The 20,717-nt window shown below is 55.5% G+C and carries 17 protein-coding genes; 9 read left to right on the top strand and 8 right to left on the bottom strand.

Features of this window, described 5'->3' with window-relative positions:
- Positions 1-75: 75 nt before the first annotated feature.
- Entirely contained in the window at positions 76-1,311 is a 1,236-nt protein-coding gene (locus tag ABYT07_RS05560; protein ID WP_372990022.1) for a lytic murein transglycosylase, read from the top strand.
- A gap of 77 nt (positions 1,312-1,388) precedes the next feature.
- On the opposite strand, the gene ABYT07_RS05555 is transcribed toward ABYT07_RS05560, so the two are convergent.
- The 4 genes from ABYT07_RS05555 to ABYT07_RS05540 all read right to left on the bottom strand — a co-directional run bounded on the left by ABYT07_RS05555 (position 1,389) and on the right by ABYT07_RS05540 (position 6,688).
- The gene (locus tag ABYT07_RS05555) at positions 1,389-2,567 is read right to left on the bottom strand and encodes an ABC transporter permease (protein ID WP_372990020.1); all 1,179 of its coding nucleotides are present in this window, start codon (positions 2,565-2,567) and stop codon (positions 1,389-1,391) included.
- A 4-nt stretch (positions 2,568-2,571) separates the two neighbouring features.
- On the bottom strand, positions 2,572-4,269 hold the full coding sequence (locus tag ABYT07_RS05550; protein WP_372990018.1) for an ABC transporter permease: 1,698 nt from the start codon (positions 4,267-4,269) through the stop codon (positions 2,572-2,574).
- A gap of 99 nt (positions 4,270-4,368) precedes the next feature.
- Entirely contained in the window at positions 4,369-5,475 is a 1,107-nt protein-coding gene (locus ABYT07_RS05545) for an extracellular solute-binding protein (protein ID WP_372990016.1), read from the bottom strand.
- 112 nt (positions 5,476-5,587) lie between these two features.
- On the bottom strand, positions 5,588-6,688 hold the full coding sequence (locus tag ABYT07_RS05540; protein WP_372990015.1) for an ABC transporter ATP-binding protein: 1,101 nt from the start codon (positions 6,686-6,688) through the stop codon (positions 5,588-5,590).
- Between the two features lie 254 nt (positions 6,689-6,942).
- Between ABYT07_RS05540 and ABYT07_RS05535 the strand changes: the two genes are divergently transcribed.
- Both ABYT07_RS05535 and argE read left to right on the top strand, forming a co-directional pair.
- Complete coding sequence (locus tag ABYT07_RS05535) at positions 6,943-8,124, top strand: M24 family metallopeptidase (RefSeq protein WP_372990013.1); 1,182 nt, start codon at positions 6,943-6,945, stop codon at positions 8,122-8,124.
- Positions 8,121-9,275 carry an acetylornithine deacetylase gene (argE, locus tag ABYT07_RS05530; protein ID WP_372990012.1) on the top strand — a complete coding sequence of 385 codons (1,155 nt, stop codon included), beginning with the start codon at positions 8,121-8,123 and terminating at the stop codon, positions 9,273-9,275. The genes ABYT07_RS05535 and argE overlap by 4 nt, the downstream gene beginning before the upstream one ends.
- Before the next feature lie 34 nt (positions 9,276-9,309).
- Here argE and ABYT07_RS05525 read toward each other — a convergent pair whose 3' ends face one another.
- Both ABYT07_RS05525 and ABYT07_RS05520 read right to left on the bottom strand, forming a co-directional pair.
- Positions 9,310-10,740, bottom strand: a complete 1,431-nt coding sequence (locus ABYT07_RS05525) for an aspartate aminotransferase family protein (RefSeq protein WP_372990011.1) — start codon at positions 10,738-10,740, stop codon at positions 9,310-9,312.
- Positions 10,741-10,831: 91 nt separating this feature from the next.
- Positions 10,832-11,512: a GntR family transcriptional regulator gene (locus ABYT07_RS05520; protein ID WP_372990010.1), complete on the bottom strand. Its 681-nt coding sequence runs from the start codon at positions 11,510-11,512 to the stop codon at positions 10,832-10,834.
- Positions 11,513-11,658: 146 nt separating this feature from the next.
- Between ABYT07_RS05520 and ABYT07_RS05515 the strand changes: the two genes are divergently transcribed.
- The 6 genes from ABYT07_RS05515 to ABYT07_RS05490 all read left to right on the top strand — a co-directional run bounded on the left by ABYT07_RS05515 (position 11,659) and on the right by ABYT07_RS05490 (position 18,365).
- Positions 11,659-12,744 carry a polyamine ABC transporter substrate-binding protein gene (locus ABYT07_RS05515; RefSeq protein ID WP_372990009.1) on the top strand — a complete coding sequence of 362 codons (1,086 nt, stop codon included), beginning with the start codon at positions 11,659-11,661 and terminating at the stop codon, positions 12,742-12,744.
- 88 nt (positions 12,745-12,832) lie between these two features.
- Positions 12,833-13,960, top strand: a complete 1,128-nt coding sequence (locus ABYT07_RS05510; RefSeq protein WP_372990008.1) for an ABC transporter ATP-binding protein — start codon at positions 12,833-12,835, stop codon at positions 13,958-13,960.
- Between the two features lie 2 nt (positions 13,961-13,962).
- The gene (locus ABYT07_RS05505; protein ID WP_372990007.1) at positions 13,963-14,838 is read left to right on the top strand and encodes an ABC transporter permease subunit; all 876 of its coding nucleotides are present in this window, start codon (positions 13,963-13,965) and stop codon (positions 14,836-14,838) included.
- Positions 14,835-15,656, top strand: coding sequence for an ABC transporter permease (locus tag ABYT07_RS05500; RefSeq protein ID WP_372990006.1), 822 nt, complete (start codon positions 14,835-14,837; stop codon positions 15,654-15,656). Before ABYT07_RS05505 ends, ABYT07_RS05500 begins: the two co-directional genes overlap by 4 nt.
- Positions 15,653-16,981, top strand: coding sequence for an NAD(P)/FAD-dependent oxidoreductase (locus tag ABYT07_RS05495; protein WP_372990004.1), 1,329 nt, complete (start codon positions 15,653-15,655; stop codon positions 16,979-16,981). The genes ABYT07_RS05500 and ABYT07_RS05495 overlap by 4 nt, the downstream gene beginning before the upstream one ends.
- A 64-nt stretch (positions 16,982-17,045) precedes the next feature.
- Positions 17,046-18,365, top strand: coding sequence for a UDP-glucose/GDP-mannose dehydrogenase family protein (locus ABYT07_RS05490; RefSeq protein ID WP_372990003.1), 1,320 nt, complete (start codon positions 17,046-17,048; stop codon positions 18,363-18,365).
- Here the strand turns inward: ABYT07_RS05490 and ABYT07_RS05485 are convergent.
- Together ABYT07_RS05485 and ABYT07_RS05480 are read right to left on the bottom strand one after the other, a co-directional pair.
- Positions 18,362-19,027 (bottom strand): flagellar hook capping FlgD N-terminal domain-containing protein, encoded by a 666-nt coding sequence (locus tag ABYT07_RS05485; RefSeq protein ID WP_372990002.1) that lies wholly within the window; start codon positions 19,025-19,027, stop codon positions 18,362-18,364. The two genes, ABYT07_RS05490 and ABYT07_RS05485, sit on opposite strands and share 4 nt — an antisense overlap.
- 10 nt (positions 19,028-19,037) lie before the next feature.
- Positions 19,038-20,717, bottom strand: a 1,680-nt coding sequence (locus tag ABYT07_RS05480; RefSeq protein WP_372990001.1) for a flagellar hook-length control protein FliK, incomplete at its 5' end; no start/stop codon positions are given.

Genomic DNA, 20,717 nt, shown 5'->3' with positions numbered 1-20,717 from the left:
GCTTAGGTTCAGGCTTTCTGTGGTCCCGCAATGCCGCTAGGCTTTTGGTTGAAATAGCCAAGGGAGCGGCGGCGGATGAGACCTGTTCGACTATGTATGCTGGCAGCGCTGCTGGGCTTTGCTGCGGTGCCGGCCGGTGCCCAAGGCAGTGGCGCTGCGACGGCAATGACGCAGGTGGGCAGCGATGCAGGCTTGCAGGCTTGGTTGGTGGATTTTCGCAGCCGCGCGATGGCGGCGGACATTGATGCGCAAGTATTCGACGCCGCGATGAACGGCGTGCGCTATGACACCGAGGTCATTCGACGTGACCGCAACCAGTCGGAATTTACCAAGACGGTTTGGGAATACCTAAAGACAGCAACTTCTGATCTGCGGATCGAGAATGGCAAGAAGGCGTTGTCGCGCCACCGCGCCGATCTTGAGCAGATCGAAAAGACATATGCCGTCGACAAAGAGGTGGTTGTCGCGATTTGGGGGCTGGAAAGCGCCTATGGCACGTTCCGGGGAAGCGACAGCGTGATCACGTCGCTCGCTTCACTGGCTTATGACGGGCGACGCAGTGCGTTTTTCGAGGCCGAGTTGTTGGAAGCGCTGCGGATCTTGCAGGATGGCGATACGCAGCCCGACCAGATGAAAGGCAGCTGGGCTGGTGCAATGGGGCATACGCAGTTTATGCCGTCGTCCTTTCAGCTTTATGCCGTCGATTTCACGGGCGATGCGAAACGCGATATCTGGGGGGATGATCCGCGCGATGCACTGGCGTCGACAGCTGCATATCTTAAGCATTTTGGCTGGACGCAGGGGCAGCCTTGGGGTGTCGAAGTGCATGTCCCGGACGGATTTGATTATTTGCAGGCAGACCGTGAGGTTTTGAAATCGCCTGAGGATTGGGCGGCCCTTGGGGTGATGGGGTTGGACGGGACGGCAGTGGCGGACCACGGGCCTGCGTCCATCCTTTTGCCCGGCGGGGCAGAGGGGGCTGCCTTTATGATTTTCTCGAACTTCGGCGTGATCGAGCGGTATAATACAGCTGATGCCTATGTGATCGGGATTGGCCATCTAAGCGACCGGATCGCGGGTGGTGGCCCGATCGAGCAAGGCTGGCCCCTGCAGGATCGCGCGCTTACATTTGACGAGCGGACGGAGCTGCAAACCCGGCTGACGGCGCTTGGATTTGATACGGTCAAGATTGACGCAAAGATCGGGCCTTTGACCATCAACGCAGTTCGGCGTTTCCAAGTGGCGAATGGGTTCTTGCCTGACGGGTATCCGTCGCTGCGTTTGTTGGATCGCATACGGGCTGCGGGTTAGATATTATTTGTCCAAGACCCCAAAGGGGGCCTTGGACGTGCCTTTGGCGAGGATTTAGATCCATTTGGAAAGGTCGGTTAGCCCGGTGACATGCCGCGCAGGCGTTCTGACCTGCGGCGCAGCAATTCAACCACCGTAAGCAAACAGATCGAGATGCCCACAAGGATTGTGGCGACCGCCAGAATGGTCGGGCTGATCTGTTCGCGCAGGCCCGTGAACATCTGCCAAGGCAGGGTTTTCTGACCGGCAGAGCCGACAAAGAGAACCACGACAACTTCGTCGAATGAGGTGATGAAAGCGAAGAGACCGCCAGAAATGACGCCCGGAAGGATCAGTGGCATTTGCACCCGGAAGAAGGTCGTGACCGGGTTTGCGCCCATGTTCGCTGCCGCACGGGTCAGCGAGCGGTCAAAGCCCACCAAGGTTGCGGTCACGGTAATGATCACGAAGGGAATGCCAAGTGCGGCGTGGGCCAGAACGACACCCAAGGTCGTGCCTTGCAGGCCAACGCGGCTGTAGAAGAAGTACATGCCAGCAGCCGAGATGATCAACGGCACAATCATCGGAGAGATCAAGATTGCCATGATTGCGCGGCGGAACGGAACGTGCGGTTGGCTGAGGCCGATGGCCGCCAATGTCCCGAAGCTGACTGAGAGCAAAGTCGCAGCCGGTGCGATCTTGAGAGAGTTCCACACGGCATCTTGCCAAGCGGCGCTGTTGAAGAAGTCTTTGTAGTGCTTCAACGAATAGCCAGCTGGGTCAAACCGCAGCATTTCCGGAGTGAAGGTGAAGAAGTTCTCGGCGTTGAAGCTGAGGGGCATGACAACGAGGATCGGTGTGATCAAGAAGACAAAGATCGCACCGCAGATGACCCGGAAGGTAAAGTGCCACAGGACTTGACCCGGCGTGAGATAGGGGGCGACTTTGGCACGGTAGCGCCCCTCGAAGAGCCAAAAGCTGAACCAGCTGAAGAACCATCCGAATGCGGCACCAATCAGCAGGGCGGGGATGCCGCCCATGAAGTACCCGACGATGCCAAGGGCGACGATCGTGCCCCAGCGGCTGATCTGTTCGTTCTTGACGACTTGCGTCAGCACAAAGGCCAAAGCGGCCATGAGAACGGCACCAACGACGATGCCAAGCAGGCCACTGCCGTTTGCTGTCCCAACGAAAAGCCCTGCGACAGCGCCAGCAGCCGCCACGACGGGTACATAAAAGGAAACGGGTTTGCGAGAGATTGGTGTGAGTGCGACCATTGCTTTAGCCCCCCAGTTTCACGTTATCGATGCCGACAATTTTGTCATAGGCATAGTAGAGCCCCAACACGACGGCGAGCAGAATTGCCCCGAGTGCCGCTGCAAGTCCCCAGTTCAGAGAGCTTGAGATATGGTAGGCGATGCGGTTCGAGATGAAGGTACCGGTTGTCCCGCCGACGATCTCGGGGGTGATGTAGTAGCCAATCGAAAGGATGAACACGAGGATGGACCCCGCACCAATACCGGGCACAGATTGCGGGAAGTAGACCCGCCAGAATGCTGTCCAGTTGGTCGCACCCAGTGATTTCGCGGCGCGCAGATAGCTGGGCGGCACGGTTTTCATCACGGAATACAGTGGCAAGATCATAAAGGGCAGCAAGATATGCGTCATGGCGATGATCGTGCCGGTTTGGTTGTTGATCAAGGCCAGTCGGCTGTCGTCGGCGACAACGCCAAGCCAGACCAGCGTATCATTGACGACACCTTGTTGTTGCAACATCACTTTCCATGCGGATGTCCGCACCAGCAACGATGTCCAGAACGGCAAGAGAACAAGGATCATCAGCAGGTTGGCGGTGCGCGCAGGCAGATTGGCCAAGATCCAGCCGACCGGGTACCCCAAGATGATACAGCTGATCGTGATGACGACCGACATGAACAGGGTGCGCAGGAAGAGTGTGCCGTAGATCCGTTGATTTTCCGGGCGGAATTCCGGGCCATCGGCTGATTTCTGCATATCGATGGAGTTCAGAAAATATCCGTTGGTAAACTTGGGGCTGTAGGCGCGGATGGTTTCCCAGATCGGGCTTACGCCCCAGTCCTTGTCGATCTTTGTGAATGCGGCCTTGTAATCAACGGTTTCAAAGCTTGCCGCGGCGGCTGCGGCTTCGGCGATCTCGGTTGCGCCGGGGCCCGAATAGCTGGCGATTGCGGCTGCGGTGTCGCCGGTCAGATCATCATAAAAGGACGAATAGATCAGGGGCCAAGGGTCTTCTTTGTACAGATTGTCTTCGTCGACATTTTGGACGAAATCGGCAAAAATCGTATAGTAGGTGGCGGTCTCGGGGAAAATCCCGGCGATACCGTCGCGCATTTCAAACGCGGGTTGCGCTGTGCCAGAGGCTTTCTTCCAGTCTTTGATCTGCGCCAGCCAAGCATCGGAGCCAAAGACTTCGTTCCAGTTTTCGCCTTTCTTCCAGAACGCGTTCAGATCTTCGAACTGGTCCTGATAGACTTCGCCGATATCATCGACGCCACGACCGGATTTACGGAACATGGACGATGCACCGGTAAGTTCATAGTTCAGGCGTGACCCCAGGCGCGTATGCAACTTGCGTTCTTGGGCGATCGCAATATCGTGATAAAGAGCTTTGTAAACAGGGGCTTCGGGGGTCGTGCCGGGCTGTCCATCCCACTCTTTCAGGGCGGCGGTCGTGCGGGGCAGCGTATCTTGCACGATTTCATTTTCGACGGACCGAAACAGCATGTCGACGATGGGGGCGATGAATGTGACCAATACAAAGATCAGCAGCGGGGCGATCAAAAGCAATGCACGGAATTTTTGGCGGCGTAAGGCGCGGTTCAGGCTTCTTTTCAGCGGTGTGCCATCGGCCGCCAGCATGGGGCCTGAATTTTCTCTGTCGGCGCGCTCTGCCTCTAGGGCCGAGACTGGTGCTGTGGTCGCATTGTTTACATCGCTCATATCGGCCCCACGGGGTTGGATCGGTGTGAAAATCGGAAAAGGGAAAAACGAATTGGTGTGGAAGGGGCCAAGATGGCCCCTTCTGATAGGTTCAAGCGCTTATTGCGCCAACCATGCCTGGAACTTCGCGTCGACATCGTCGCGGTAGTCAGCCCAGAACGTGTAGTTGAAGAAGAACGTGTTCTTCGAGTTGGCGGGATCGGTTGGCATGTGTGGTGCCATTTCGATGCCCAGTTCGGCGTGCTTGCCGACCAACGGTGCAGAGGATGCACGTGCAGGACCGTAGGAGATGTACTTGGCCTGGTCCGCCAGACGCTGTGTGTCTGTTGCGAATTTTACATAGTCAAGTGCACGCGCCTTGCGATCGTCCGGCAGACCTGCGGGAATGATCCACACGTCAAGGTCAAACATCTGACCGTCCCAAAGCATCGCAACAGGCTGTTCCTGCTCTACGATCACGCTGAACAGACGACCGTTGTAGGTCGACCCCATGACGACTTCGCCATCGGCAAGAAGCTGGGGCGTATCGGCACCGGCGTTCCACCAGATTACGTCGTCCTTGATGGTTTCCAGCTTGTCGAGCGCTTTTTGCTGACCTTCAGGGGTTGCCAGAACGTCGTAGATCTCGTCTTTGGCAACGCCGTCACAGAGCAATGCCCATTCCATGTTGCCAATCGGACGCTTTTCAAGCGCACGCTTGCCTGGATAGGCTGTCGTGTCGAATACGTCACAAACCGATGTCGGAGGTGTGTCGCCGACCAGATCGGTGCGGTAGCCGAAGGTTGTCGAGAAGACGATCTGCGGGATCGCACAATCGTTGATCAGCGTGTCACCGAAATCGTCCGATGCGGACGTGCCGTCCGGCGCGGCAGCAAGCTGCTCGTCAAAGTCGATTTCCATCGCAAGGCCTTCGTCGCACAGGCGAATGGAATCGGCGGCAGTTACATCGACGACATCCCAAGTGATGTTGTTCGCTTCGTTCATTGCGCGCAGCTTCGAAACAGCTTCGGCAGAAGATTCGTCATTGATGATCTTCACGCCGGTCATTTCAGCATAGGGCTCGTTATAGGCCTTTTGCTGCGAGTTGGAATATGCGCCACCCCAGCTGATGATTGTCATTTCGTTCGCCATGTGCGCATCGGCAAAGGCCATGCCGGACGCAACGGTCAGCGCAGAGGACGCGAGTAGCGTTGTCGTAAATTTCATTCGGTAGTCTCCCAAATATTGCCCGTTTGGTACTTGAGGATGCGATAACGGGATTAGGCGCATCCTTCTTGATACGCCGCCCAGCGTTGGGGCGGCCCTTTGCCATTACGCGCTATGCATCAAGCGCGCGGCAATCTTCTGCAAGCCAGCCGATTTCGATCTGCTGTCCCGGCGTCAGGCGTACCTGATCCGGTGCGTTGCGTGTTTTGATGATAAAGTTATCGGTGCCCGCGACCCGCAAGCGTGTGCGGAAGATGTCGCCCATATAGACGAATTCCAGAACTTCGGCCTTCAGCGTATGCGCGCCTTCGGGCATCCGGTCCTTGTTGAATTCGACACGTTCGGGGCGGATCGATACGCGGGTGCGTTCGCCTGCTTGTGTGACGTTGATCGGCTTGGCTTCGATCAGGCCGCCACCGTCAAGCTGCACCATGCAGGTGCCGCCTTTTATCTCTTTTACGACGCCTTCCAGCGTGTTGTTTTCGCCGATGAACTGCGCAACAAAGCTGTTTTCGGGCTCTTCATACAGCAGGTCCGGCGGGGCCAGTTGCTGAATGCGGCCGTTTTCGAACACGGCAACCCGGTCCGACATTGTTAACGCTTCGGTCTGGTCATGGGTCACGTAAACCACTGTAATACCCAGTTCGTGCGCAAGATGGGTGATTTCAAACTGCAAAGTTTCGCGCAGTTGTTTATCCAAGGCACCCAACGGTTCGTCCATCAAAACCAGTTCGGGTTCAAAAACCAAGGCGCGGGCCAAGGCCACACGCTGCTGCTGACCACCAGAAAGCTGTGCGGGACGGCGACCGCCAAACGTGCCCATCTGAACGCGGTCCAGCGCGATCTTGACCTGCTTTTCACGCTCGGACTTGCCGATCTTGCGAACCTCAAGCGGAAACGCCAGATTTTCGGCAACGGTCATATGCGGAAAAAGGGCGTAGTTCTGGAACACCATGCCAATGCCGCGCTTGTGCGGCGGGATGTTGTTGATCGATTTGCCATCCAGACGGATATCGCCATGGGTGGCTGTCTCGAAGCCGGCCAGCATCATCAGGCAGGTCGTCTTGCCGGACCCCGATGGTCCAAGCATTGTCAGAAATTCGCCCTTAGGCATCGACAGGTTCAGGTCTTTGACGACAAGATTTTCGCCGTCATAGCTTTTTTGTACGCGTTCAAATTCGACAAACGCATTTGTTGCTGACGTATCTGCCAAAAGCTGGCTCCCCATTTTTATTTCTGTGCTTGAGCACTTGTTGACCGAAAGTTAAAGCGGGCTGCCTCACAGTTTGCAACCAATTAACTTAAGTTTCTGGGCGAAGGGGCCAATTGCAGGAAGAAATCTGGTTATTCGGCAGCTTTTAGTGTTTTTGACTGCAATTTAAGCAGCCTGACGCGGTTTGCAAAGATTGCTGGACTGGCCGCTTTGCACCAAGCTAAGACTCAGGGAACCTTGGAAGGATTCTGTATATGCCTGCAATTGACCTGCCGTTTTCCCCTTTAGAATATGATCGTCGGCTGAAACTGGTGCGCGATGAAATGTCCAAACGCGGGCTTGATGCGCTTTTTGTATCCGATCCCAGCAACCAAGCTTGGCTGACAGGGTACGACGGATGGTCATTTTATGTGCACCAAGGCGTAATTATTTTGCCTGACGCCGATCCGATCTGGTGGGGGCGCAATCAAGACACCAATGGCGCGCTTCGCACCGTCTGGATGGGGGCCGACAGCGTACGCGGTTATGCCGACGGGTTCGTGCAATCGACGGAACGCCACCCGATGCAGGATCTTGCCAAGCATCTTGCGGGTGCAGGTATCGAGGCGGGGCGCATCGGTGTCGAGATGGACAACTACTATTATTCCGCCAAGGCGCACGCGTCCCTGTGCGAAAGCCTTCCCAAGGCGCAGGTGGTGGATGCCACAGCTTTGGTCAACTGGAAACGGACAGTTAAATCCGAACCCGAACTGGCCTTTATGCGCAAGGCGGCGCTGATTTCGGAAAAGATCGTGGATGGCCTGTTGGAGAGGGTCGAACCCGGCGTGCCAAAGAATGAAATCGTCGCCGAGATTTACCGCGATGCCATCCGTGGCGTTGACGGGGCATGGGGGGATTATCCGGCGATAGTTCCTTTACTACCATCAGGGTCGGATGCCGCCGCGCCGCATCTGACGTGGGATGGCAGGCCTTTCGCAACTGGCGAAGCGACATTCTTTGAAATCTCAGGCTGCTACCGCCGCTATCACGCGCCTTTTTGCCGGACATTGTTCCTTGGCACGCCGCCCGATTTCCTGAAACGCGCCGAGGCGGCGTTGGTCGAAGGGCTAGAGGCAGGTTTGGACAAGGCCCGCGCTGGCAACCGTGCATGCGACGTTGCAAACGCGCTGGCGGCCCCGCTTGAAAAGGCGGGGATCGAACGCGGTGCACGCTGCGGCTATCCCATTGGGATCAGCTATCCGCCAGACTGGGGCGAACGCACGATATCCTTGCGGTCCGAGGATGAAACCGTGCTTGAGCCGAACATGACCTTCCATTTCATGCCCGGCCTATGGATGAAGGATTGGGGGATCGAGATTACCGAAAGCATCCGCATCCGCGAAGATGGTGCCGCCGAAACCTTTTGCAACCGACCACGGCAGATGTTCGTTAAATGACGCTGCAAGCCACTGTTGATCTGCTGGATCGGCTGATCGCCTACCCGACCGTCTCAACCGACAGCAATCTTGAGTTGATCATCGACCTGTCGGGCAGGCTGCAATCGCTGGGCGCGCGCACCCATATTTTTGGCGACGAAACCGGCAGCAAGGCGACCCTGTTCGGGTCGTTGGGGCCGGACGTGCCGGGCGGCGTGTTGTTGTCCGGGCATTCCGATGTTGTGCCCGTGACCGATCAGGATTGGTCAAGCGATCCGTTCCAGATGCGGGAGGCCGACGGGCTGCTTTACGGGCGTGGCACCTGCGACATGAAGGGGTTTATCGCGGCCAGCGTTGTGATGGCCGAACGCTATGCCGCGCTGCCACTGAAGCGCCCCGTTCATTTCGCGTTCACCTATGACGAGGAAACTGGATGCCTTGGCGCACAGGCGTTGATCCCGGAACTGGCACGCCTTGGCATCAAGCCCGATATCGCGATCATCGGCGAACCGACCGAAATGCGCGTGATCGAAGGCCACAAGGGCTGCTGTGAATATACCACGCGGTTTGAAGGGCTTGAGGGCCATGGATCATCGCCTGATCTGGGGGTGAATGCGGCGGAATATGCCGTGCGCTATGTCAGCCGGCTGATGGCGCTGCGCGAAGATTTGCGGGCGCGTGTGCCGGCGGACAGCCGGTTTGAGCCGCCCTATACCACCATCAACATTGGACGGGTTCAGGGTGGTCACGCGCATAACGTGATCGTCGGAAAGGCCGAAGTTGATTGGGAATTCCGCCCCGTTCAAACCAGCGATTTCCGCTTTGTCAAAGAGACGATGGAAGCGTTTGTCGAAAAGGATCTGCTGCCCCGAATGCGGGATGTCTATCCACAGGCTGATATCTCGACCGAGACATTGGGCGAAGTTGTGGGCCTTGAGCCGATGACGCAAAATGCGGCTCGGGATCTGATGTCGGGATTGTTGGGGGCGAACAGCGCGGGCGTTGTCCCGTTCGGGACCGAAGCAGGGCTGTTTCAGCAGTTCGGCATGGATGTGGTCGTTTGCGGGCCGGGGTCGATTGCGCAGGCGCATAAGCCCGATGAATTCGTCAGCCTTGATCAGCTAGCGGTCTGCCTTGGCATGTTGGAACGCCTTGGGCAGAAGTTGGTGTAGGGGCGCAAGATATCCTCGCGCCCCTGAAACCGGTTTAACCCAAAGGCGAATCGGCGTCGTGGATGTGGTCCTCGGCGGCCTTCAACAGGTCGTCGTCCTTGAGCGCGGTATAGGTTTCATCCAGCGCTTTCTTGGCACGAGTCATGAAGATGTCGATTTCTTCGGGGGTGATAACCAGTGGCGGGGAAATGATCATGCGGTCGCCCACATGGCGCATCACCAGATTGTTGGCAAAGCACCGCTCGCGACACATGTAGCCGACCGTGCCCGCATCGCTGGCGAACTTTGACCGCGTTTCCTTGCGCGGGGACAGCGGCAAGGACGCCATCAGGCCAGAGATGTTAACGCCGCCCACAAGCGGATGTTCGGACAGCTTGTCCAGCCCTTCCTTGAGCGCCGGACCCGCAACATTTTTCACATGATCCAAGATTTTCTCGTCTTGCAGAATGCGCAGGTTTTCCAACGCGACGGCAGAACAAACCGGGTGACCGGAATAGGTGTAACCGTGGTTGAACTCGCCCGAGTTGATGACCTCTGCAATCTCGTCACAGACAATCGACCCGCCGATCGGCTGATAGCCAGAGCTGAGGCCTTTGGCGATGGTCATGATGTGCGGTTTGATCCCCATGGTTTGCGAGCCGAACCAGTTGCCGGTGCGCCCAAACCCGCAGATGACTTCGTCTGCGATGATCAGCACGTTGTATTTGTCGCAAATGCGCTGGATTTCGGGCCAGTAGGTGCTGGGGGGCACGATAACACCGCCAGCCCCTTGGATGGGTTCACCGATAAAGGCTGCGACGTTATCCGCGCCGAGCTCAAGAATTTTCGCCTCAAGCTCCTGTGCGCGGGCAAGGCCGAATGCTTCGGGCGTGTGATCGCCGCCTTCGGCCCACCAATCGGGCTGGTTGATGTGGTGAATGCCGGGGATCGGCATGCCGCCCTGTTCGTGCATATAGGACATCCCACCCAGCGAACCTGACCCCATGGACGATCCGTGATAGGCGTTCTTGCGGCTGATAAAATGCGACTTTTCCGGTTTGCCCTTCATCGCCCAATAGGTGCGGACCATGCGGATATTGGTATCGTTCGCCTCGGACCCTGATCCGGCAAAGAAAACGTGGTTCAGATCACCCGGTGCAAGGCTGGCGATTTCCTTGGCCAATGCGATCGCGGGCACATGCGAGGTCATAAAGAACGTGTTGTAGTAGTTCAGTTCAAGCATCTGGCGCGACGCGACATCGGCCATTTCCTGACGGCCATAACCGATGTTGACGCACCAAAGTCCCGCCATCGCATCCAGGATTTCGTTGCCTTCGCTGTCGGTCAGATAAATGCCCTTGGCCCGTGTGATGATACGCGCACCTTTGGCAGCAAGTTCATCATTCGTGGTGAACGGGTGCATGTGATGCGCGGCATCCAGCGCCTGTAGTTCAACGGTGGGCATGTGGTTGGTGATATGGGACATTTGTGCACCTCAGGGCATGAGAAAAAGCGTTGAACGGACAATATGATCAAATTATGCCAAGTCAATCGAATCGCAGCGGATGTGTCAGAAATTAAAGGGATGCCTGAATTTGCCGCATGCCTTGGGCGACGTCTTCCGCCATGGCGTGGGCGGCAGCAACCGCGTCTCGATTGCCAAAGGCCGCCAAAAGGTCGGCGTGCTTGTCGGGAAGGTTTGACGTCCCAAAACGTCCGCAAACGACCCGCAGCGATGGCCCGAAACGCAGCCAAAGCCGGTCAACGGTTTCACTGGTGATCGGGGCGTCGGCACAGCGATAAATCTGTTCATGGAATTGATAATTCTGGGTCAGGTATTCGCCAATATCCCCCCGTGCGATGGCGGAGTTAAGCAAGGCATCGATGCTTGTCAGCTGCTCCAGCACCTCGGGGGTCATGCGGGAAGTGGCGCGGCGGGCCAGCTCTGGCTCAAGTGTTTTACGAATAAAACCAAGCTCTTGTGTATCTGCGGCGGTCAAGGTTGGCACAAAGACTCGGCGGTTTCCCTGATGGATTAAAGCGCCTTCGGCAATCAGGCGGCGCAATGCCTCGCGGACCGGCGTCATGCCTGCGTTCAACAAGCTGGTCAGCCCCTGTATCGTGACCGCTTGACCCGGTGCCAGATCGCCAAACAGGATCAAGGTGCGCAGGTGTGCATAAACATGTTGATGCGCTGGGATCTTGGATGCAATGTCCTGTGCCAGATCGGGTGAAATTTTGACGTCAGTTGGGATCATGTGCCTGCTCAAAATATGGTCAACGGGTGAAGCTTGCGAAGGATACGCTTGCATGAAACGATAAATCAACTTGTCGCAAGACGCAAAACTTGATCAAATTGAAGAAAGGCCGGGATCAACCTGGTCTAACCAACGGGAGCAATCATATGAAATACGGCATTCTTAGCGGCGTGGCCGCAACTGCCCTTATCGCAACTTCTGCCTTTGGCGAAGAAGTGCGTGTTTATAACTGGTCCGATTACATCGACGAATCCTTGCTGCAAAAGTTCGAGGATGAAACCGGAATCGACCTGATTTACGACGTGTTCGACAGCAACGAAGTGCTTGAGACCAAGATGCTTGCTGGCGGGTCCGGCTATGACGTTGTTGTGCCATCGGGCACCTTCTTGCAACGTCAGATTTCTGCAGGCGCGTTTCAAAAGCTGGATAAATCCAAGCTGCCAAACATTGCAAACATGTGGGACACGATCAACACGCGGGTCGCGAAGTATGACCCCGGCAACGAATACGCGATCAACTATATGTGGGGCACCACCGGTCTTGGTGTGAACATCAACAAGGTCAAAGAAGTGCTGGGTGAAGATGCGCCGGTTGATTCTCTTTCCTTGGTGCTGGACCCTGCGAATATGGAAAAGCTGGCCGAATGCGGTGTGCAATTTCTTGATGCTCCCGCCGAGATGATCCCCGCAGCGCTGAAGTATATCGGTGAAAATCCCGACGCGCAGGACGTTGAAACCATCGAAAAAGCAGAGCCTGTTTTGACCGCGATTGCGCCGTTTATCCAGAAATACCATAGCTCTGAATATATCAACGCGCTGGCCAACGGCGAAATCTGCGTTGCCTTCGGGTGGTCCGGCGATATCTTGCAAGCACGCGACCGCGCTGCTGAAGCCGACAATGGTGTCGAGATCGAATTTTACGCGCCTAAAGAAGGTGCGCTGATGTGGTTTGACAACATGGCGATCCCTGTTGATGCGCCCAATCCGGACGGTGCGCACAAGTTCCTGAACTTTATCATGGATGCGCAGAACATGGCGGCGGCGTCGAACTATGTTTATTACGCCAACGGCAACAAGGCGAGCCAGGAGTTCCTGGTCGAAGATGTGATTGGTGATTCGGCGATCTATCCCGATGCGGCAACCCTTGAGAACCTTTATACCACATCGCCTTATGCGCCCAAGGTGCAGCGTGTCGTCACGCGCCTGTGGACAAAGGTTAAGTCCGGTACCTAAGCTGATTTGATCAGGGGCAGGGCCATCCGGTCTTGCCCCTTTTTTCTGCCCCCGCCCGTTCATGGGCTGTGCAAAGGAATGCCCCGAAGTGAGCCAGAAAATATTTGCCCCTTGGGAAAACCCTGATGAAAAGCCGCTGATCCGGTTCGAGAATGTCACCAAGAAATTCGGTGATTTTACCGCGATTGATGATCTGACGCTGAACATCTACGAAAAAGAATTCTTTGCGCTGCTCGGCCCATCTGGCTGTGGCAAGACGACAATGATGCGGATGCTTGCGGGGTTTGAAAACCCGACCTCGGGCAAGATGGAGCTTGCTGGCAAGAATATCGCGGGCATCCCGCCCAACAAGCGTGCGGTGAACATGATGTTCCAGTCCTACGCACTGTTTCCGCACCTAAGCGTCTGGGACAACATCGCCTTCGGCCTCAAACGCGGCGATATGGCCAAGGATGCGGTTGCGGCGCGGGTTGATGAAATGCTCAAGCTGACCCGCCTGACCAAATTCGCGCGGCGCAAGCCGCATCAGATTTCAGGGGGGCAGCGGCAGCGCGTGGCCCTTGCGCGGTCCTTGGCCAAGGCCCCGAAATTGTTGCTGTTGGATGAACCGCTGGGCGCGCTGGATAAAAAGCTGCGGCAGGATACGCAGTTCGAGCTGATGGACATTCAAGAGGGCACCGGCACCACCTTTGTGATCGTGACCCACGACCAGGAAGAAGCGATGACCGTTGCCAGCCGTGTGGCGGTCATGGACGAAGGGCGCATCATTCAGGTCGCCACACCGGACGGCATTTATGAAGCCCCGAATTCGGTTTATGTCGCTGATTTCATTGGCGATGTGAATATCATCGAAGGCAAGGCCAAAGCCGCAGGTGACGGGCTGTACCACCTTGACTGGGCCGCGAACGAAGCGCCTTTGCTTGCCACGTCGGAAATACCCTTTAGTGACGGGCAAACGGCCCATCTTGCGATCCGGCCCGAAAAAATCGCCATTACGATGGACAAACCTGACGCCGCGAAAAACGCGGTACAGGGCAATGTTCTGGACATCGCCTATCTGGGGAACCTTAGCACCTATTATGTCCAATTGGCGGGTGGTATGATTATCAAGGCGCAGACCGCCAACACCCGACGTCTTTCGCGGCGCAGTATCACGTGGGAAGACAAGGTTTGGGTCTCTTGGAACGACACCGCTGGCGTGTTGTTAGAGCGATGAATATGCGCCGGTTTTTCCTGATCGCGGTGCCCTATGCGTGGCTTTTGGCGCTGTTTCTGATCCCGTTCGTTATCGTGTTCAAAATCTCGCTTTCCGATCTGGCGCTCTCGATACCGCCCTATGCGCCAACGATGAAAGACGGCATTGCGAATATGTTCGCAGGGTTCGACCTTGAGAATTTTGTGTTTCTGACAACCGATGATCTATATTGGAAGGCCTATCTGAGCAGTCTGAAGATCGCGCTGATTTCTACGGTGCTGGCGCTGATGGTGGGCTATCCGATGGCCTATGGCATGGCGCGCGCCCCCGAGGAATGGCGGCCGACGCTGATGATGCTGGTGATTTTGCCGTTTTGGACCAGCTTTCTGATCCGGGTGTATGCGTGGGTCGGGATTCTTAGCAACGAAGGGCTGTTGAACCAGTTCTTGCTTTGGACGGGCATCATCGGTGAACCGCTAGCCATTTTGAACACGACGACAGCGGTCTATATCGGGATCGTTTATACCTATTTGCCGTTCATGATCTTGCCGATCTACGCCGCCCTTGACCGTCTGGATGAATCACTGATCGAAGCCGCCGAGGATTTGGGCTGTTCGCGCAGCAAGGCGTTTTGGCTGGTGACAGTTCCGTTGTCGCGCAACGGAATAATCGCGGGGTGTTTTCTGGTGTTCATTCCGGCACTTGGTGAATTCGTTATCCCGTCGCTGTTGGGCGGATCTGGCACGTTGATGATCGGCAAAGTCTTGTTTGAAGAGTTCTTTAACAACCGTGATTGGCCTGTGGCCAGTGCTGTGGCCGTGATCTTGCTGCTGATCCTGATCATTCCCATCATCCTGTTCCAGCGCAACCAGCAGCGCCAAGCGGAGGCCGAAACGTGAAGCGCACAAGTTGGTTCACCGTCACGTCGCTGACCTTGGGGTTCGCGTTCTTGTACCTGCCGATGATCCTGTTGGTCATCTACAGCTTTAACAGTTCGAAACTGGTCACAGTCTGGGCCGGGTTTTCAACCAAATGGTACGGCGAGCTGATGCAGAACGAAGAGTTTCTGGATGCGGCTTTGGTTACCTTGAAGGTGGCCGTGGCATCGTCGACTTTAGCAACTGTTTTAGGAACGATGGCGGCCTATGTGCTGGTGCGGGGCGGTCGTTTTATGGGGCGTACCTTGTTTTCAGGCATGATCTATGCGCCGCTTGTCATGCCCGAAGTGATCACAGGCCTGTCCTTGCTGTTGCTGTTTATCGGCGTCGGTCTGGACCGTGGCGTGTTAACCATCGTCTTGGCACATACGACATTCTCGATGTGCTATGTGTCGGTCGTGGTATCGTCACGTCTGGTGTCCTTTGACCGTTCATTGGAAGAAGCAGCGCTTGATCTGGGCTGTTCACCCTTTGATGCGTTTCGTTTGGTGACTTTGCCGATCATCGCGCCGGCTGTGATATCGGGGTGGCTGTTGGCCTTCACCTTGTCGCTTGACGATCTGGTGATTGCCTCTTTCACAACCGGACCCTCTGCGACGACTCTTCCCATCAAGATCTGGAGCGCGGTGCGTCTGGGTGTGTCGCCCGAGATCAATGCACTTTCAACGATCATGATTGCGATCGTTACGGTGGGCGTGATCGGTGCATCCCTTATTTCCAAACGCAATGCGATCAAGGCACAGCAGGACATGCAGGCAGCGGAACGCGGGGCCACGTGAAACGTATTTACGACGCATTTGCCTATAGCGATGCGCCGCGGGCGCAATGTTGGTGGGACCAGACCTGCGATATTCCGGTTCGTGGAGCACTTGAACAGAATGAAACCTGCGATGTTGCGATCATCGGCGGTGGGTTCACGGGGATTTCTGCCGCGCTTCATCTTGCTGAGGCGGGCGTAAAAGCCGTCGTACTTGAAAACCGATATGTCGGCTGGGGGGCCTCAGGGCGCAACGGCGGGTTCTGTTGTCTTGGGGGCGGACGGTTAGGCGACGCCGCGCTGGACCGTAAATTTGGTCGAGAAGACCGGTTGGTGTACCGTGCTGCGGAAATGGCAGCCATAAATTTGGTGGATAGCCTGACCAAACGTTTTGGAATTGACGTTGACCGTCATTCAAACGGCGAAACAGAATTGGCCCATCGGCCACGCGATATGGCCGATTTGCGTACTCGCGTTGCGCAGATCAAGGAAAACTATGGGCTGGACGCAACACTTATCGAAAAACGAGATCTTGAAGCGCACGGCCTGAAGGGCCCTTTTCACGGGGGTCTGACCATTCCTGCGGGGTTCGGATTGAACCCTCGTAAATATATCACCGGCTTGGCGGCGGCGGCTGAAACGGCGGGTGTAAAGATCTATCATGACACGGCGGCACAGCAGATTACCCAAGTGGGCGACGGCTATGAAATCAGAACGCCGGGCGGGGTTCTGAGGGCTGCCAAAGTTATCATCGCGACGAACGGTTATTCATCAGAGGATCTGCCTACCTGGCTTTCGGGTCGCTATATGCCAGCGCAATCGTCGGTGATTGTAACCCGGCCTTTGACCGCGAAAGAGCTGAGCGAAGCAGGCTGGACCAGTGATCAAATGGTCTATGATACGCGCAATTTATTGCATTATTTCCGTCTCATGCCCGATCGGCGGATGCTTTTTGGCATGCGGGGCGGGTTGATGACCGGCCCAACTGCCGAAGGTCGCGCAATTACTCGGGTCAGACGCGATTTTGACGCGATGTTCCCGGCGTGGTCGGGGGTCGAAACCCCGTATGCGTGGTCGGGCATGGTATGTATTGCGCGCGATCAGATGCCATTTGCGGGCTGTGTCCCGGATCACAAAAATCTTTTTGCCGCTCTGTGCTATCACGGGAACGGTGTTGCGATGGGCAGTTACTCGGGTGCGATCATTGCAAAGGTTGCATTGGGGCAGATGGTTGATTGCCCTTATCCAAAGTCAATCCAGAAGCCGCTTAAGACGTTTGAATTCGGGTCCCTGCGTCGTGCGGTTATGCCATTGGCGTATCTTGGTTTTGCGCTTGCTGACCGCTAGATGGAATTGACACGGGCACGGGTTTGACGCACTTAAAAGCGAAATTTATTTAGGAACACTGTTTATGAAAATTGCGATGATTGGCACCGGCTATGTGGGATTGGTTTCCGGCGTTTGCTTCTCTGATTTTGGTCATGACGTAATATGTGTCGATAAAGACCCTAAAAAAATCGCCCAGCTGGAAAAGGGGATCGCTCCAATTTATGAACCCGGCTTGGAAGAGTTGATGGCGAAAAATGTGGGTGCGGGCCGGCTTTCATTTACACTGGATCTTGCCAAGGCCGTTGACGGCGCTGACGCTGTTTTTATTGCTGTCGGGACCCCGACGCGCCGTGGTGATGGACACGCTGATCTGACATTTGTTATGGCCGCTGCAGAAGAAATCGCCTCTGCCTTGACGGGGTATGCTGTGGTCGTGACCAAGTCGACGGTACCAGTTGGAACGAACCGGCAAGTCAAGCGAGTCATCGAAACAGCAAACCCGGCGCTGGAATTCGATGTGGCCTCGAACCCCGAGTTCTTGCGTGAAGGGGCTGCGATCGATGATTTCATGCGTCCTGACCGTGTTGTGGTGGGGGTCGAAAGCGAGCGCGCTGCCGAAGTGATGAATGACATCTACAGACCACTTTACCTGCGCGAGTTTCCAATAATGTCTACCGACTTGGAAAGCGCCGAGATGATTAAATACGCTGCAAATGCGTTTTTGGCGACCAAGATCACATTCATCAATGAAATTGCCGCCCTTTGTGAGCGTGTTGGCGCAGACGTCAAAATGGTGTCGAAAGGCATGGGCTTGGACGGTCGGATTGGATCGAAATTCCTGCATGCGGGACCGGGGTATGGCGGCAGTTGTTTTCCAAAAGACACGCAGGCATTGGCACGTATGGGGCAGGATCATTCAAGCCCGATGCAATTGACCGAAACAGTCATCAAGGTGAATGATGAGGTCAAACGCCGAATGGTCGATAAAGTTGTCGATATTTGCGGCGGGTCCGTGAACGGCAAAGTGATCGCGGTTTTGGGTGTAACTTTCAAGCCGAACACGGATGACATGCGCGATTCGCCAAGCTTGACGATCGTGCCCTCTTTGGTTGGAAACGGTGCAAAAGTCCGTGTCGTTGATCCGCAGGGCAAGCGTGAGGGGGAGGCCTTGCTTCCAGGGGTATCTTGGTTCGAGGATGCCTATGAGGCGGCGCAAGATGCGGATGCTGTCGTTCTTCTGACAGAGTGGAATGAATTCAGGGCTTTGGATCTGGATCGCATGGCCAAGCGCATGACATCGCCAGTCATGGCGGACCTTCGTAATATATATAATCCCAAGGACGCCGAGCGCGCGGGCTTCACGGCCTATGTTTCGATTGGCCGTGAAGGATACGGCGTCTAATCAGCCTCGCGTAGTGCTTTGATCTGATCCGCCGTTATTTCGCTTCCGCCTGCCAGAACCAGGCGGGAGCCGGTATTTTCAATGCGCGCTTCGACGATGCGAGAGTAGCTTTCGGCTTGGGTGGTGCCAATGATTTCACCACTCAGTCTACTTTCGACGCTGAAAGTATAGAGGCCATTTTCGAATGGCGTTCCGCTACTTGAAACGCCTGCCCATTGAACTTGACCTTCAGAAAGGGAAATCGGGCTGCGTTGGACTTCTTTTCCTTGGGCGTTGTAAACGATGAGTTGGGCGGAATCCGCTGATGCCGATACTTTAGGGACTACCGTAATGGGGGTGCCGTTGAAGTGTACGGGTGCCGCCGACCGCGCCTCCATTCCGATCCAACCGGCCACCTGACCGATATTTCCGCCCCCGATTTGGGCTGTCAGGGCAGTTAACAAATCATTCGACTTTACCTGTTGTTCAACCATCGAAAACTGAGCCAACTGGGCCGAATAATCAGATGAATCGATCGGCTCAAGAGGGTCTTGATATCGTGCCTGTGTCGTCAGCATCTTTAGGAATGTCTCGAAATCTGAAGAAATGACGCTCTTTGATTTTGGCTGCGTTTCAGAAGCAGATGATGCCGCGGTAGTCGCGGAGGTTGCAGTAATGCTCATTATTTTTCCTTTATATACGCAGGTCAAGCCCAGCCTGAGGGCCGGTAGAAAGTCCTTGGCTCTCCGGTACTTGGAGAGACGTTTGCCCTTCTTCATCTACGGTTTTGGGAGCGCCCAAGTTGGCCGAAGGCTCATTATTGTTGGGGTCACTATTTCCATTGCCGAAAGAAAAGCTGGTGTTCTGATAGCCTAGTTGGCGAAGCTCTTGATCTAGCTGATCGACGTTACGGCGGAGCAGTTCTAAGGTCTCTGGCCGCTCGGCAAGAATACTGACCACAACGCCATTATCCGCAGAGGTGATAGAGAGCCTGACGCGCCCCAGTTCTTCTGGGCTTAGCGCTACATCCACGGTTTTTCCGCTATTAGTTTGAACGATTTCGGCCAATTGTCTTGGCACGTGCTGTGGCATGTCCACCTTGCCTATTGGAAGGGCTGTACTGTGGGGCGTGGATCTTGCGTGGTCTATCCCCTGCAAGGAACCTAGTTCATCAGAAAGAAGGATGTCGGTCTCTTGACCTGCTGTAGTGAGGGACGCGATTGTATCCTTCGTGACTGAGAATGGTGGTACTTGCTGCCCAGAAGTCTGATTTTTGGATGGCTGAGAAACAGCCGGTGTCCCGGACAAAGAAACAGTGGATTTCTGATTCGATTCCTCTGCCACAAGGGGGGGGGTTGACTCTGACTGAAGTGAGTTCTCAATCACCGACGGTTTTTGTGCGAGCGGTTGCTGAACCAACATACTAAGATCATTTGTGGCTGCTGAAACTTGCTGCGCAGGCACAAACGAATTCAGCTGTGTAGTGCGAACGACGGCTTGTTCTGGAACGGGACGTGGTACTTGTCTCTCTCCTAGGAAAGCTTCCTGACCTGTTTCTTGTCGGCGAGTACCATTGGACAGGCCGGCTTTCTGCGGCTGCCCTTCGGCGATCACGGCAGCGGGTCCGGACGCTGATGTATTCTTGCCTACCGCACTCTCCGGAAACGCAGGTCGCTCGATGGCTGAAAGTTTCGCTTCATCCAACCGCGCAATGTGTCGAGATCCAATGGTGTCAGCTTGCTTTTCGGGTGTAGTGGCGGCTTGCTTTTCGGGTGTAGTGGCGGCTTGCTTTTCGGGTATAGTGGCGGCTTGCTTTTCGGGTATAGTGGTTGCTTGTTTTTCGGGAATAGATGCCTGCGCCGTTTCTGCATCCCGTCTTGGACGAATGACCCTGTCGACTTGGTCCTTGGTGACATGATTGGAGGTGGTGGTTGATGTCGTGACTAGGGGTGTTTCGGGATTAGAATCTGCCCGCACAGGCTGCTGATTGGGAAGTCCGGTCTGGTGAGGGCGAACAGCATTTAAGACTTGTATCGTCTCAAGAGTGCTTGTGTCCCGGCGAACCTGTTTCCCCACGTTATGAAAAGGTTCAGCGCTTGTTTCATAGCCCCGCTGATGCGTGTCAGCGACTGCCGGGCCTGTGGCCTTCTCTATCTGCTGTCGCTGATTGCCTACCTCAAATGTATTCGCGCTGGCGGCAGCCGACTTGATAACCTTGTCAGATGCCTGCGACATGCTTGGTAGTATTATTCCTTCAAGGACAGGCGTTGTGCGCTTTGGTTTCTTGGTAGACTTTTCGATGTGTGTTTGATCCCTTAGTTGGTGGGGATCTTTTGCGTTCTCCAGAGTGGTATAGTCCTGTGGCGCTTCATC

The sequence above is a fragment of the Sulfitobacter sp. genome (assembly GCF_041552635.1).
Classification (GTDB): Bacteria; Pseudomonadota; Alphaproteobacteria; order Rhodobacterales; family Rhodobacteraceae; genus Sulfitobacter.
Note: the sequence above shows the minus strand (reverse complement) of the source record. Positions and strands in the feature narration are given on the sequence as shown.

What these genes read in the sequence shown, in the direction of transcription:
- ABYT07_RS05550 (WP_372990018.1), bottom strand. Translation starts at nt 4,269, where the DNA reads ATGAGCGATGTAAACAATGCGACCACAGCACCAGTCTCGGCCCTAGAG.
- ABYT07_RS05490 (WP_372990003.1), top strand. Translation starts at nt 17,046, where the DNA reads ATGAAAATTGCGATGATTGGCACCGGCTATGTGGGATTGGTTTCCGGC.
- ABYT07_RS05520 (WP_372990010.1), bottom strand. Translation starts at nt 11,512, where the DNA reads ATGATCCCAACTGACGTCAAAATTTCACCCGATCTGGCACAGGACATT.
- ABYT07_RS05535 (WP_372990013.1), top strand. Translation starts at nt 6,943, where the DNA reads ATGCCTGCAATTGACCTGCCGTTTTCCCCTTTAGAATATGATCGTCGG.
- argE (WP_372990012.1), top strand. Translation starts at nt 8,121, where the DNA reads ATGACGCTGCAAGCCACTGTTGATCTGCTGGATCGGCTGATCGCCTAC.
- ABYT07_RS05545 (WP_372990016.1), bottom strand. Translation starts at nt 5,475, where the DNA reads ATGAAATTTACGACAACGCTACTCGCGTCCTCTGCGCTGACCGTTGCG.
- ABYT07_RS05505 (WP_372990007.1), top strand. Translation starts at nt 13,963, where the DNA reads ATGCGCCGGTTTTTCCTGATCGCGGTGCCCTATGCGTGGCTTTTGGCG.
- ABYT07_RS05555 (WP_372990020.1), bottom strand. Translation starts at nt 2,567, where the DNA reads ATGGTCGCACTCACACCAATCTCTCGCAAACCCGTTTCCTTTTATGTA.
- ABYT07_RS05525 (WP_372990011.1), bottom strand. Translation starts at nt 10,740, where the DNA reads ATGTCCCATATCACCAACCACATGCCCACCGTTGAACTACAGGCGCTG.
- ABYT07_RS05515 (WP_372990009.1), top strand. Translation starts at nt 11,659, where the DNA reads ATGAAATACGGCATTCTTAGCGGCGTGGCCGCAACTGCCCTTATCGCA.
- ABYT07_RS05560 (WP_372990022.1), top strand. Translation starts at nt 76, where the DNA reads ATGAGACCTGTTCGACTATGTATGCTGGCAGCGCTGCTGGGCTTTGCT.
- ABYT07_RS05485 (WP_372990002.1), bottom strand. Translation starts at nt 19,027, where the DNA reads ATGAGCATTACTGCAACCTCCGCGACTACCGCGGCATCATCTGCTTCT.